Origin of the sequence: Pseudoalteromonas sp. Of7M-16 (genome assembly GCF_022347805.1) — a bacterium.
Taxonomy (GTDB): Bacteria; Pseudomonadota; Gammaproteobacteria; order Enterobacterales; family Alteromonadaceae; genus Pseudoalteromonas; species Pseudoalteromonas luteoviolacea_F.
On the sequence record NZ_JAKRFY010000004.1, the window covers coordinates 88,401 to 101,947 of the forward strand.

The 13,547-nt window shown below is 40.0% G+C and carries 14 protein-coding genes; 6 read left to right on the top strand and 8 right to left on the bottom strand.

Annotation, left to right across the window (positions count from 1 at the left end; translation table 11 throughout):
- The first annotated feature begins 7 nt into the window (after nt 1-7).
- Nucleotides 8-547, top strand: a complete 540-nt coding sequence (locus MHN81_RS05645; protein ID WP_023398141.1) for an XRE family transcriptional regulator — start codon at nt 8-10, stop codon at nt 545-547.
- Between the two features lie 129 nt (nt 548-676).
- Here the strand turns inward: MHN81_RS05645 and MHN81_RS05650 are convergent, their stop codons facing one another.
- The gene (locus MHN81_RS05650; protein WP_239425233.1) at nt 677-1,591 is read right to left on the bottom strand and encodes a DMT family transporter; all 915 of its coding nucleotides are present in this window, start codon (nt 1,589-1,591) and stop codon (nt 677-679) included.
- A gap of 162 nt (nt 1,592-1,753) precedes the next feature.
- Here MHN81_RS05650 and MHN81_RS05655 point away from each other — a divergent pair, with 162 nt between their 5' ends.
- Nucleotides 1,754-2,332 carry a hypothetical protein gene (locus tag MHN81_RS05655; protein ID WP_023398139.1) on the top strand — a complete coding sequence of 193 codons (579 nt, stop codon included), beginning with the start codon at nt 1,754-1,756 and terminating at the stop codon, nt 2,330-2,332.
- Between the two features lie 130 nt (nt 2,333-2,462).
- Nucleotides 2,463-2,981: a MerR family transcriptional regulator gene (locus MHN81_RS05660; RefSeq protein ID WP_239425234.1), complete on the top strand. Its 519-nt coding sequence runs from the start codon at nt 2,463-2,465 to the stop codon at nt 2,979-2,981.
- 321 nt (nt 2,982-3,302) lie between these two features.
- Here the strand turns inward: MHN81_RS05660 and MHN81_RS05665 are convergent, their stop codons facing one another.
- From MHN81_RS05665 to MHN81_RS05680, 4 genes are all read right to left on the bottom strand, one after another.
- Nucleotides 3,303-3,812, bottom strand: coding sequence for a hypothetical protein (locus tag MHN81_RS05665; protein ID WP_239425235.1), 510 nt, complete (start codon nt 3,810-3,812; stop codon nt 3,303-3,305).
- A 208-nt stretch (nt 3,813-4,020) separates the two neighbouring features.
- Entirely contained in the window at nt 4,021-4,983 is a 963-nt protein-coding gene (locus tag MHN81_RS05670) for a hypothetical protein (RefSeq protein WP_023398136.1), read from the bottom strand.
- 274 nt (nt 4,984-5,257) lie between these two features.
- Nucleotides 5,258-5,764, bottom strand: a complete 507-nt coding sequence (locus MHN81_RS05675; RefSeq protein WP_023398135.1) for a YdcF family protein — start codon at nt 5,762-5,764, stop codon at nt 5,258-5,260.
- 61 nt (nt 5,765-5,825) lie between these two features.
- Nucleotides 5,826-6,563: an alpha/beta hydrolase gene (locus tag MHN81_RS05680; RefSeq protein WP_023398134.1), complete on the bottom strand. Its 738-nt coding sequence runs from the start codon at nt 6,561-6,563 to the stop codon at nt 5,826-5,828.
- A gap of 409 nt (nt 6,564-6,972) precedes the next feature.
- Between MHN81_RS05680 and MHN81_RS05685 the strand changes: the two genes are divergently transcribed.
- Both MHN81_RS05685 and MHN81_RS05690 read left to right on the top strand, forming a co-directional pair.
- A complete protein-coding gene (locus tag MHN81_RS05685) occupies nt 6,973-8,637 on the top strand; it encodes an SUMF1/EgtB/PvdO family nonheme iron enzyme (RefSeq protein WP_239425236.1) in 1,665 nt (554 codons plus the stop codon).
- Nucleotides 8,638-8,677: 40 nt separating this feature from the next.
- On the top strand, nt 8,678-8,857 hold the full coding sequence (locus tag MHN81_RS05690; protein WP_023398132.1) for a hypothetical protein: 180 nt from the start codon (nt 8,678-8,680) through the stop codon (nt 8,855-8,857).
- A gap of 281 nt (nt 8,858-9,138) precedes the next feature.
- Here the strand turns inward: MHN81_RS05690 and MHN81_RS05695 are convergent, their stop codons facing one another.
- Both MHN81_RS05695 and MHN81_RS05700 read right to left on the bottom strand, forming a co-directional pair.
- Complete coding sequence (locus MHN81_RS05695; protein WP_239425237.1) at nt 9,139-9,573, bottom strand: GFA family protein; 435 nt, start codon at nt 9,571-9,573, stop codon at nt 9,139-9,141.
- Nucleotides 9,574-9,623: 50 nt separating this feature from the next.
- Nucleotides 9,624-10,112, bottom strand: coding sequence for an SRPBCC family protein (locus tag MHN81_RS05700; RefSeq protein WP_239425238.1), 489 nt, complete (start codon nt 10,110-10,112; stop codon nt 9,624-9,626).
- 95 nt (nt 10,113-10,207) lie between these two features.
- Between MHN81_RS05700 and MHN81_RS05705 the strand changes: the two genes are divergently transcribed.
- Nucleotides 10,208-11,116 carry a LysR family transcriptional regulator gene (locus tag MHN81_RS05705; RefSeq protein ID WP_239425239.1) on the top strand — a complete coding sequence of 303 codons (909 nt, stop codon included), beginning with the start codon at nt 10,208-10,210 and terminating at the stop codon, nt 11,114-11,116.
- A gap of 932 nt (nt 11,117-12,048) precedes the next feature.
- Here MHN81_RS05705 and MHN81_RS05710 read toward each other — a convergent pair.
- On the bottom strand, nt 12,049-13,434 hold the full coding sequence (locus tag MHN81_RS05710; RefSeq protein ID WP_239425240.1) for a S41 family peptidase: 1,386 nt from the start codon (nt 13,432-13,434) through the stop codon (nt 12,049-12,051).
- Between the last annotated feature and the right edge of the window lie 113 nt (nt 13,435-13,547).

Consider the following 13,547-nt stretch of genomic DNA (forward strand, 5'->3'; position numbering starts at 1 on the left):
TTAGTTAATGAAAGAGTCGATGTTTAAGTCCGAGATCGCTAACCATTTGAAAGCAGAAAGAAAAAGAAAAAAGTTGAGCTTGGATGCCACCGCAAAATTAACTGGCGTCTCTAAAGCTATGTTAGGGCAAATAGAACGTGAAGAATCCAGTCCTACAATTGCGACGCTGTGGAAAATCGCCAGTGGACTAAATACTTCTTTTTCGGCATTTTTTGCAAATGAACCGGCTTTACAGTCAGGAGAGCGAGTATTTCCCGAAGACGCGCGAATGAAGGTAAACACGATATTTCCGTTTCAACAAGATACCAGTATAGAGGTGTTCGAAATTACTTTGCTCGATCATCACCAGCAAATGTCCAGTCCTCATGACATCGGGATTGTTGAGCATGTTCATGTAATTCGTGGCAAAATGAAAGTCTATTTTGATCAGCAGTGGCATGTGTTAGAAGCGGGCGAGCGTATACGCTTTTATAGCGATCAACCTCATGGCTATGAAGCGATATCAGAAACAGTCGTGTTTCATAACATCGTAAGTTATCCAAAATGAAGGTCTCATTTATATACTCTGAGACTCTACTCAATTTCAGATCTGACTGTCTTACGATAAGCGAGCTTGGCATCTTTTCAAAAATGTTGGCTTGCAAGCTCACTAAGATATTGAAGTGACGGAGTGGCGTTAGTTAGTTTTTCTTAGCAAGCTGAAGCAAACGCTAAATATCAACAAGACACACCCTGCTAAAGCTGTAAAATTAGGTATTTCTTGAAATAAAAAGTAGCCAAACAGCAGCGAGTATAAAATATTGCTGTATTGGACATTGGCAATGACATTTGCATCACCATATTTAAAAGCCGTTACTCCAATCCATTGTGCGAGTGAAGAAATTACACCAACGGTGACCAGCAAAATAGCTTGTTCAAAAGTGGGTGTTACCCAATTTTTAACCGCGGGAATTATCGTAATAATCGCGATAAATACAGCTTGGTATACCAGTAAGTTGGTGCTGGATTCAACTTTGATAATCTTTTTGATACAAATTGAAGTGGTCGCAGCTCCTAACGCTCCAAATAACCCAAGTGCAAAATAGATACTTTTCGATCCATTGAAACTAGGTTGGATTATTAACATCACACCGATAAAACCGATAATGACAGTCGCCCAGCGATTTACCGTGATCTTCTCAGATAAGAATAAGGGTGAAAATAATGCAACAAATAACACACTTGTGAAACTAATCGCGATTGCACTTGCTAAAGGCAACTCTCTAAGCGTGATAAAACTCAGATAGAGTGCGAAAAATGCACCGATTATTCTTATTATGTGTAGTCGGACATGCTTGGGTTTTCGCAGGGTATTCACATTGCGAAATATAGTGGGCAGGAGCAACATGATAAAAACGAGCTGCCGAAAAAGTAAAATTTCAAATTCACTTATCGATGTGCTCAAAGTACGCACTATGGTACTCACATATACAAATAGTCCACAAGATATGAGCGCTAACATCACGCCCTTAAAGTAGCCGGGCATTGTTTTCGTAAACAATTTTAACTGTTCGATGTTTTTATACGCTGCTTGTTTATACGCGTTCGACATAATCAACTCCTCTTAAAACATGACTAGCCTTGGCTATAAACCTTTAGTCAGGTCAAATTTGATGTTTTGAAAAAAGCGCTTGAAGGCAGTTGACCTGACCATAGCTTCATACCCTAGCTTGCAACTGGCGTCATTATTCAAATAAATAAAGAGGAACCAAACGTGAAAAAACATCTGTTTTCAACCGCAATGTGTTTAACAAGTTTATTGCTGGTTAATAGTGCACTGGCTAAGGATTACAGTGAAAAGCATAATGCGGATCAAGAATTTGAGTTTGTAAAAAAAGATGCTGTCACTATCGACAGGAGCAGTTCTTTTCGCTTAAACATGCCACCGAGTAAAGCATTGCCTTTATTTACAGCGCCCGGTGAAATTCTTTGGGCGCCGGGTTGGAAACCCAACATACTTAGCGGGGATGGCTTCGAAAAAGGCACTGTTTGGTTAACCAAACATGCAAACAATACGACTTATTGGCATGTTTCCGAATATGATACATCTAGCAATGTGGCGCTGTACACCATGGTTACACCGGGAGTCAGTATGGGGACTGTGGGTGTGGTGGTGTCCAATAGTGGTGACAATGGCTCTTTAGTTTCAGTGACGTATAATTTAACAGGTCTATCTGAGGCGGGTAATAAAAAACTACTCAAGCTGTACAGTAAAAAACATTATCCAAAAATGATTGCTCAATGGAAAGACTGGATTGAGGCCAATATCGATAAAATTCACCGCCATTATTAAGCGGATGGCAGGGACAAGGCACGAGACTCGTGCAGTCACGGCCTTGTCCCCAAATACAGCTTATTCAATCGGCATGATGTGATTGAGATGAGAAGTTTTTTACTTGGATTCGAGACTGCATGGGGTACATATGTATACGGTTAATCAACTGGGAAAAATGTATGACTTGTCACGGAGCACTTTGTTGTACTACGACAAGATAGGGCTGTTGAAGCCATCTGCAAGGTCGGAGGCCAATTATCGGCTGTATTCGAACAATGATCTTAAGAAAATGGAAAAAATTGCCACCTATAGAGAGGCGGGCCTGTCCCTAGAATCTATTGCTGACATTTTGAATTCTGATGATACCAATTCGACCGCAATCCTTGAGCAACGATTGCACAATTTAAACAGTGAAATAAGTGAGTTGAGAAAGCAGCAACAGCTCGTTGTTGAGCTGCTGGGTAAAGACTCATTGGTCAGAACCACAAAAATTATGAACAAAGAACAGTGGGTAAATATACTGAGGTCGTCAGGGATGGATGAAGATGATATGCACCGCTGGCACAGAGAGTTTGAGCGCGATTTACCAGAAGTTCATCAGGATTTTCTAGAGTCATTGGGTTGCAGTCCTGAAGAAGTAAGTAGTATACGAAAATGGTCTCAGTAGCACGGCTACGAGAATGCAAAAGGTAATCACGGGCAACCAGAATGTGCAGTTAAACTTCTTAGTAAATACACAGTAGTCTGTACTTCCAAAACGCATAGCCTTTGCAATATCAAATGAGTCGCTAGCAATAAAATGCTTGAGATGGGATGGTGTACAAATTGTGTGGACACTGCTTGGTAAGAGAATATTTTTTGTAATTATTATTTTCTTACCAAGCAGCTCACACTTTAAAACCAAGTAACGGGCAAGTACTTGGTTTTATCATTACTGCCCGAGTAGGCGGACAGAATTGATGGGAGAAACTACTTCAACAGTGGGTTTTTACCATTTAAACAGTTTACATTTCTGAATTCGTTTACCGCCATAGTTAGCAACTAGATATGGGCCAACTTGTGCTTCACGAATGGTGTCAAATGTATAACTGATGATTTCAACGTCCAATGAGCCATCACTGTGCAATTCGTATTCAGCATTCAGTTTGGTTGACCCTATTTCAAATAAACTGACAAACTTATTTTCAAACAGGTATTGGTCTATAACGATGCCGTTGTTTTCATCAACAGCAAAATGCCCCTTGGCTTTATCCAATGTAACCAATGTATAATTGCGTGGGCGTGCATTGGCACCTTCACCGTAGGTTACTATCCAGTCTGCGCGATTGTCGACTGGGCTACCAACTTCCAGTGACATAGGAAACTCATACAAAGATCCTTTTCCTGGGGCAATTAATTCACATTGACCCTTAAAAAAGCCTTGCCATTGAGTTGGTGCAGCTTGGGCTGTGAGCGAAAGAGCCGAAAGGCTCATGCATAAAGCAAATACTTTTTTCATTTTTCCTTCCTTTTTGATGCCATTTTTGTGTGTGCTAATTTAAAAAACGTGGATTTTTTCAATAAATAACACAAGTACGAATTTTTTTATTAAATGGAAGAAAATTGACAGAATTGTCTACCGCTCATCAGAAAGAGGGTGTCACAATTAAAGTGTTGTGGTTATGAAAAAGCCATACTCAGATCTGTTGAGTATGGCAAAGTCTTGATTAGTCTTGTTGTTTGAGCGCTTGCTCCTTCACAACTTTAAGCGATTGCTCTTCTGTTATGCTGTAGCTAAGCTCTTCTAGCCCATAGCCAGATTGTTCAGGCGAGTTATCCAAATTCGCGTTGCGTTGGTAATAGTAAATAGCCTCTTGGTCTGATTGCACAGCAGGATCAGTTACATTCAGCGTAAATGCACCAAAGTTATTGTTCTCATTGGTTTCATTTACTTTTCGCTCGACATCAGCCATTAACACGATGCGGTATGATCCCTTAGCTAAGTTGAGATTTCGCATTGGTAATAACACTTCATGCTGTGAACCAACATCATTAAGCACTTGAACGGCGCCAAAGTAAGCCAGTGCATTGTTATTCGCATCCGCTAAGAAAACGCCTACTTTTGGCAATACTGGCGAGTTCGGGCATCCGTCATTCTTGACTACAAATGTGACTTTAAGATTACCTGCATAACCGGTAGATATGTTTGCAGGAGTCATGGAGCCTGAATGGAATAGCCAGTCCGGTTTACCAACAGTACCAAATGACGCCGTGTTGTGGCTCACAGATACTGAGTTATTGAACCTTGCGACAACTTGAAAATCGGTCGGCAAGCACAAGCTGCTCAGATAGGCTTTGGTGGTAGGGTCGATATTAAATGGACTGACTTTAAAGGTATTTTGCGTGTTTATGGGCCTACAGCCATTGCTAGCACAGTTTAAATTAGGGGCTTCTCTACCAACGTAATAGCCTGTTGCACCACCGTCTTTAGTTAAGAAAAATTCTACTTGGCCACCGGGGTTAAATATCTGAGAACCAAATAAATAGTAGTTAATATTAAAGTTTGCCGAACCGGGGTTTGGGATCACCGTATTGCTGTCAAAACCGACATTGCCAATTGTGATATTTGCCAAGACAGATGCACTGAAAAGTGACGAGGTAAGTACTGCTAGACGTAATTTATTAGACATAATTTCCCTCCATTGTTGAAATGTCTAAAATTTGCACAGATAAATTGGCGATAAAGGTTATGTTAAAAGTATGTTTATTTAAAGTTTTATTTGTGTGTTTTTGACTTGGCGCAAATAATTTAGTTTTTTCATATCAAATATTAAATCCATACAAATTAAGTGTTTTGTAGTTAGTATCTAATTACTAACAAAGATTGGTTTGATACTTGCGTGAAAGCCGGATTTACCGAAAGATAAATTTTTTAATATTTATGTCATAGTTGGAATTAAAGCTCTAATTAAAACAGGGGCTAGCCTTCAAAGTTTGGCTGTCTCGCTGCCTAGCAAACACTTCATGTTGCTGCAGTCGCAGCAGCTCCTTTTGGCTTGCAGGGCTGTTCGCTGGCAAATACGTTTTATCTATTGAAGGCATTACGAAATCGAAAATAAGTTTGACACGGGGTATGTGAAAATCGGAGCTAATTATTATGATTTTTGTGGCCTTGTGCATTGATAGCAGTGGATAAGTCAACGTTGCATCTTCAATAGTAAAACGACTGTGTGCATCCTCTAGGAATTGATTTTGCGCTACTCCATGGCGGATTAAATACTGGCGATTATATTTCGCATGTGAGGCTTTGGTTTGGTTGAAATTTTTACCAAAGCCTCCCGTACATATGATTTTACTAGTCTGATCAGAGTCCAATACATCGAGCGCGAGTTGACAACGTGCAATTGAAAGTGGGGATAATTGCCCATATTGGTCATTTTTATGCCCTAATACAATAATCACGCTGCTCATCAAATACCTCTTTTGTTATAAAAAACCTACGAATGCGCGCTTGGCAACCGATTAGTTAGATTTAAGGTGTTAGTTGCTGTGTAAACCAATGGCTCAGTGTGTATGCTAGGTTTTTATCCTGTTCTAACAGTGGATAACCGTGCCCTTTTCCTTTATATACTAAAAATCGACTATTGGCGTTTTTGGACTCAGTGAATAAAGTTTGTGCACTGGTGTAAGTCGTACCATCTTCTTCCGCTGCGATGATCACTGTTGGTTTATTTGATAAATCATCGACATATTTTTGAATATTACTATAGCTTTGTGCCGAAGAGAAAAAGCCGATCGCAGACACTGGGTTGTTCTGTGCCAGTGTAATGGCTTGAGAACCTCCGCAACTTGCTCCTATGACGCCTATTTTTCCATTTTCTCCGACTTTATTTCTAAGAAACTCGTAGGCTATTTCTACATCTTGAGGCCAGTGTCGAGTCATGTTTTTCCACGCTGAGGCTCTTTCTTGTTTCTTCATTTTGGCAATTTCGCTGACGTCAAATGCTGAGCTTTTACTCTCGCCATAGCCTCTAAAATCGATACTCAATGCGTGGCTACCTTGCTCTGAAAGTAGTTTTCCAATCTGGTTGTACATAGAGCGATTGAAATTACACTGGTGCAACATCAGTACTGCTGTGTTATTCGACTTTTCGGCACTAAAGTAGCTTGCCTTAAGCATAAAGCCATCGTTAGCTGGTAGATCGATATGAGAGTCGGCAACGCTGTTGAATGCCAAAAATAAGGCTGCAAGCTGTATTGTTGTTTTCATCACGGTTCCTTTGCTTTTTTGTTTAAAATGGCATCAATTTTTCCAACTACCAACTATCTTGCGGTGAACAAACAAGATGGTTAGACACATGTCTTGTAGAGCCGTAAAAAGTATGAGGTCAACGTCGTAAATCGCACTGCACTCAACTTGGCATCGTCAGGTTGAATATAGTTGCTTAAATAAAGAAGCCAGACCTACAAAATTAAAACCTGTTTGCAAAAAAATGACACTAATCACGCTGCTACCAAGCATCATGTTTCAATGATAAAAAATCGATTAAATTTATCTATCTATAATTATCAATGGTATAGCTCTATCAAAAGTCTATTTTAGCAATTAATAGATAAGCTTTAAGACCTATTAGCCCCACCTAGCACATATTCAAGTGGCAAATTAATTAGGAGCTATTATGAGATTACACCCTGTATTTATGAGCGCATTTTCTGTGCTGTCAGTTGCCACAATGTTTCCTGCTCAAAGCGGTCAAACTAAGTATATTGAGCCGCCAATGGCGAGCATTCCAAAAGGCACATTTGTGATGGGAAGTGAGCAGGGACGGGAGGATGAAAAACCGACTCGCAAAGTATCAGTGCCTGCTTTTCAAATGGCAAAATATGAAGTCACAGTTGCAGAGTATAGGAAGTTCATCGAAGCAACAGGATATGAATATACCCAAGGGTGTGCACACCGAATTGGTCGTCGTTGGTTCGGCAGCGGAGAGCGCGATGGTACTTGGGATGACAATATATACGTGTTAAGTGAATTTCACCCTGTGGTGTGTGTTTCGCGCAAGGATGCTGTGAATTATGCCAAATGGTTGTCAAAAGTGTCAGGTAAACACTATCGCTTGCCTACCGAAGCCGAGTGGGAATACGCCGCACGTGCAGGCACAACAACAAAATACTACTTTGGTGATGAGGGCAAAAGCCAAAACGCTTGCCGGTATTCTAATGTAGCAGATTTACATGCGTATTCGCTGACAGAGAAATTGTATAATGCTTCATATAGTGGCGGTTATACCGTTAATGATTGCAATGACAATGAGGTTCTCATTTCAACCGTTGGTTTATATGAACCAAACCGCTTTGGTGTATATGATATGATAGGCAATGTGGTTGAGCGCGTTGCTGATTGTTACAAAGACTCCTATCAAGGTGCACCTACCGATGGCAGTGCAGTAAAAGAAAATGGCTGTGAAGTGTATGTCGGACGTGGTGGAAGTTGGCATTGGGCTGCACATACCTCGAGTCAACGCATGTCCATGAATGAAGACTTCTTTGCGGCACTTGAAGGGTTTAGGCTAGTTAGAGACACAAAAGGAAAAGATATCCCAGCCAGTCAAGGGACGCCATGGTTTGTTAAAAAATTGAGTGCAGCTCAGCAAAAAGTAAAAGCCAAACATGTTCGTGAAAACCCTAAATACCCCACTAAACCAAAAAATTTAAAGGTTTCGAGTCATGACAATGGCAATAATAAAGTGACCTGGCAATCAGCTGGTAAAGGCCAAGTTACTGGCTATCAAGTATATCGACAAGATCCTTTGAAAAACGTCAGTACGCTACTGGCTAAAAACCACAAAACAGCGCACTTTATCGATAAAAAACCGTTGCAACACAATGCCAGATACCATGTCATTGCACTCAATGGTGATGCTAAAAGTTTGCCAAGTGCCAGTGCTGACAGTGGTTCAAAAACAGCCCATGTGATCCCATCACGTATTCAAGGTGAAGCATTTAACTTTGCGCCCGGTGTGGATGTGATCAACTCCGGTTTTGAACCAGAGTCTGACAAGATCATTAGCTCTATCGGCAAGAGTAAAGCGAGTTATTTCCTTGCAGCAAAAGAAGCTGGAAAGTACAAAATGGATATTCGTTTGTTCCACTCAGGTGCTGACCAACGTTACTGGATTAAAGTGAATGGCAATGTGATTACAACCCCTGCATTGTCTGGAGAGCGCGGTTGGAAAACAATACAAGGTATTGAGGTAAACTTAAGTAAAGGACGTCACACATTAACAGTGCAAGGAGAAGCCTCTTTATTCGCAGTAAACTGGTTTGATATTCAAAAAATGTAATACTGACCGGATGCAACATATTGACTGGGTAGGACTCGATATGGCTCTCAAACTATTGGGGTTGGGAGCCGAGCTGCAAGACGAAACCGATGTTATGACCTGCCGTCACTACATGCAAAACAGAGCTCGCACCCGATACCAGTGTGTTAACCGAGAAAAGTTCTCAAAATTGAGGTGGATTAACCCTTGTGAGCAGAACAAGAAAAAATCTAGCAGATAGCTATGAACGAAAAACGGACTTTAACATTTGATTATCAATGCCGTTTTTAATTACAAAGCAAGCGAATGTCCCCATCCTCAGAAAAAGAGCAAATCGCTCATTTTTGATTATGGGGAAATTCTAACGTGAAATGAAAGCCAGAAGTATTTATATTTCTATGGTTTAGGTGATAACCTTCTAAAAATCAAAGTGCTCAATTGACGTACTATCTAGGAAAAATCTTACTTAGCTTGTTTTTTCTTAAATCTTCTCGTTTTGTTTATGTAACTTAAATGAGCTATTTACTCTTGTTTAAGCACGACTTTTTTGTTGGGGTTTTCTGCAAAGACGTTAACACCTTCTGGAAATTGAAACCAAGGCAATGCTTTACTTCCCCATGCATGTAAAGGAGGCGTGATCCAGTTCGGGTCATCAAAACTACCGCCGGCAACCGCGATGCCGTTAGGCATAGCTTGGGCCGTCCACATTATTGTTGTCCCGCATTTTGTACAGAAGCGGTGAGTCACACTTCTTTCGCTATCTGCTATTCGCGTATATTCTTTGTATTCACCTTGTAATTTAAGGTTTTCTTTTGGAAAAAAGCAGCCCATACCAAAGGCAGAACCTGTACGTTTTTTGCAGGCAGTACAGTGGCAAATAGCTAAACCCATTGGGTCCCCTGAGACTTCATAATTAAATTCACCACAAGCGCACGATCCAGTTTTTACGGCAGTCATATATATCTCGTTTTTAGTTATTTACTTTAGATTAATGATGAAGTTATGGTTTATACAGGCTGCATAACGCCCGCTGATTCACAATGGGCTTTAAATGCCTTGTTCAAGTCTTTAAAGCTCTTGGTTAAACCAAGCTTAAGTAACGGATAAAGTAAGTAACCATGAGCTTTAAGTGTCGGCTTAGCTTGGAAAGAAAGTAACGTGCGATCAGTTGATACAGCGGTGAGGGTAAAGGTTACATCGTTACTGCGTACCGGAAATAGTTTTGGCGCGTTTTTCACTTCCACTTTCATTGAGAGCGTGCCGTTGGCGCTGTCATAGTGTGTAATTATTTCCTCTGCTTTTAGGCCATAAGGTTTATCGCTCAATTCACAAACTCGACCAGCACAACTTGCACCTTCCAATTGGGTATGTGCTTTCAGTGCGTAAGATTTTTTAACAGCTGGAAACCATAATTGAATGCTCGTGAAATCCTCTGCCAGCAGCTTCCATACGGAGTCTTTATCTAAGTTTATTTCGATAGCGGTAGCTATATTCATGTTTTTGTCCCAAGTTCAAAGTTTCAATTTATTGACATGAAATGATTTTAAACGGACACTCAGCATTCCGATATAGCAAAAAAGAGACCTTTGCGGTGCATAAAAGTTCCATAGACTGGCAGGATGTTCAGTTTTTTGTTCATGTTGCAAGAGCTGGCAGTGCAAGAGCAACGGCTGAAGCACTGGGTGTTAGTCACACCACAGTTAAACGTCGTATAGATAATTTGGAAAAACAGCTCGGTACGCGTTTATTTGAACGAAAGGTGACAGGCTTTAAACTTACCAATGAAGGGAAAACAATGATGAGCCATGCCACCCAAGCTGAAGATGCCATTTTAAGTGCTGAGCGCCAGCTACAAGGAAAAGATCACGAATTAAGTGGTGAGATCCACTTAACTTTGCCAGATGTGTTAGCTCATGAGCTGCTTATGCCACATTTGCATCAATTTACTGAGCAATATCCAGCGATAGATATTGAAGTACTTATTTCCAGCCAGGTACTTAACATCTCTTCGAGAGAATCAGATATTGCGGTGCGTATATTGGGGTTTGGTAAACAACCACCAGAACCTTTAATTGGCAGGAAGTTAGCGACGATTAGTAGCTGCTTTTATGTCAGTGAAAATTACCTTGAAAATAGAGACTTAGAAGCAAAAGACACGGATGCCTGCTTTTTAGGGTGGGGTGAAACAGATACTAACCCAGAGTGGATAAAAATATCTCCATATCCCAATATAAAAAGGCGTTATAACTTTAATACCGCGGCGTTACAAGCCCAAGCACTAAAAGCAGGGTTAGGGATCGCTATGTTACCTTGTTTCTTTGCGGATAAACTTGAAGGAGTGATGCGCTTACCCGATTGTGAACCTATGTTAAATCATGAGGTCTGGTTACTGTCTCACCCGGATCATAGGGATGTAACACGGTTAAGGCGTTTTAGAGAGTTTTTAGTGGACTTGTTTGAGAGCAAAAAAAAGGCATTGTTAGGACAGCAACAAAGCTAGACGAAGCAGTAAGTCCAAATTTTCATATGTTGTTGCTCTCAAGTAATTTAACTTTGTCCATACAAAAGGTGAGCAATGTTGTGCAAAAACTCACAACGTGTGAGGAGCAGCGCCATAGGCTTGGTATTTTCTATTCCTTCGTTTACGGGTATAGCTCAGAGGTAACGTTGCTCGCACCTTTTTGCGCTGTGATTATAATCAACAGCTTAAAAAAAGCAGACTATCAGAATTAGTTGAACCTAACATGTCAGTTCGGGAACATACTTATCCAACCAAAAAATTTATAAGTAATTGACTTTAAGTTGAAAGTTTAAATTTCGACAGTGTCGGTGCCAATAGTCAACTTCATTTATCGTTAAGAGTTGGCGTAGGGACTTCTATAATGGACGACATAAAAATACAGTGTGTTGCTCATGTATCAAGTTCGACTAATAGGGCTTAGTCAACCCCGATTTTCTGATACAGACCAGTAACAGACACCGATGATAGTCAGCATAGCTTCCATTTCAATGAGAAATCATGTTGTGGTAACTCCCGAGTAATTAAGCTACCTAAAACAGTACGGAAACAGCCAATCAAGTCCGGCTAGTGACAGTATTAAAGAAACCTGTAAAAATTATTGTGACCATTGTGAACGATAACGCCATGCCAGTGAACAATAAAAGTTGGTTAAAATACGAGGCAAAGGAGCATTGGCATCAATCATTTATCTGTCCTTTTGGAATATTAAAAGTTTCTCTTAATACGCAGTGATTATACTGAAGAGATAATCACTCTAGGACAAGCTGATAAAACTAACTTCCACATCCATGTTTAATTTTAATATTAGTTAATTTCTAGCTTGTCCAAATGTCAAACTTCCGCAATGAAACCGAAATATAAAGCGAGAAAGGAGTAGTTAAACCGTTACTTAAGTAACAGTAGATTCAAGGTCAACTTTTAATACGTTGCTTCATAATTATTTCCTCTAACTCATAAATTGTATTTTCAGGCTCAGCTGAGTTTACAGGTAAAACTATATCAGGCTCTATCGGTTCATGACATTTCACTGCACCAGCTGAGCGAGTAAATATAGCGGTTGGTATGGTCACTTCCAGATTAGAGCCAGCCAATTTGAATGGTTGAATTCTACCCGTAGTACATGACCGTACTCCAGTTCGCTGACCTACAATTACTGCTTGTTGAGCATCTTGAAATGCGGTTAGAAACAAGATTGTCGATGAGTAACTCAATGGTCCCATTAATAAATAAGCTTTACCGGGAATTTTTTGATTTTCTTTCCCTGATACGGGTATAAGCGGTTTATACGGGCGTTCAACTATTGTGCCTAAGTCACCTTTTGCCGGCCCTAATTTCAAGTTACGCTCAGTGAGGCGAACTTTATATTTAGATATAAATGGAAATGGCTTTGAGGCGACATAAGGCGAAATACCTCTTTGCCAGTAATGATCCGTTCCACCAGGGTTAGTACGTACATCTATAATAACGTCTTGCACTTTTGCTTGCTTAAATAGCAGCCAAGTCTCTTCCATAAACTTAAAAAATGATTCTTCAAGGTAAGGAGGGTAATAGAATCTATCGATACGTAAATAGCCAATATTGTTATTTAAAACCTTTCGATTAAGAAAGTCATCGATGGTGAAGGTAGATTTATCACTCTCGCCAAAGACGCCATCAATCACAACCTCTCGCCGCTTAGAGTCACTGTATATTTCAAAGTGATAAGCTCCTGAATCTCCATACATTAGCCAGAACATCTTAGCAAACCTATCTGAAGCCAGAGCTTGACGGTGGATTAAAGAATCACCATGCATCCGGCTTAAAATTGTGTCAATCACATCACTTGCATCACTACCGTTTATCTTGGTTATTTCATCACCAAACATTATATCAAGTGACTCGTATTTGTTGGTATTGACGTAAAGCTTATTCGATTTACTGATCCGTATATCAATTGGAAAAAGTTGTCCCCCGTTTGCAATATGCTGGTTATAGTTTTTATTTAGTTTGGGATAAAAAATTGCCATATGACCATCAGAGAAAAATGGATTGAGTTGAGCCATATATTTCCATGCTTCCAATTGGCTAAGCGGTGTATTTAGCTCCTCTGACAATTTATTTATATGTAGCTTTGCTGCTTCTACATCCATCGTAAACCTCGGATCAGGGTGTGTAGAATCCAGTAGCTCCTTGAGCTGTACAAAATCACTTTTGAGTGCCTCGACCGAAATTAATGTCGTTTTCGATTGATTAAGTTGTTGAGGTGATGAACAGGCCATTAATAGAGCTACACCTAATAAAACTAATGTTATTTTCATGTAATACCTTAATTATAATAAGTTTTATAGATAGACAGTTTCAATTTACAATCTTTATCCCATGAAATAAAATGATAAGAACTAACGTGCTCATGAATAAAAATAATAAGGAA